The organism is Paenibacillus sp. F024, from assembly GCF_057814255.1.
In genome coordinates this window covers 1-280 of sequence record NZ_JBVASZ010000171.1, presented here as the reverse complement: position 1 = coordinate 280, position 280 = coordinate 1, and the positions used below count along the sequence as shown (strand labels likewise).

Sequence of the window (280 nt, the reverse complement as noted above, 5' to 3'; positions counted from 1 at the left end):
CAGGCTCCCGGCGCATCTGCCGAGCAGCGCTGGCAGATGGTATGCCTTGCCGTGGAGGGCCATCCGAGCTTCAAGCCATCGGAGGTTGAGCTGCGCAAAGGCGGCGTATCCTACAGCATAGAAACCGTACTCATGCTCCGTTCGCAGCATCCTGAGCATGAGTTCTATTACATTATTGGAGCGGATATGGGACAGTATTTGCCCAAATGGCATAGAATCGATGAGCTGATCACGCTCGTGTCCTTTGTGGGATTGCACCGCCCGGGGTATGACACCGGAG

Annotated in this window: 1 protein-coding gene; it reads left to right on the top strand. The window is 56.4% G+C overall.

Features of this window, described 5'->3' with window-relative positions:
• Positions 1-280: nicotinate-nicotinamide nucleotide adenylyltransferase (locus ACZYR9_RS27835; RefSeq protein ID WP_488981523.1), on the top strand; the 280-nt coding region annotated here is incomplete at both ends.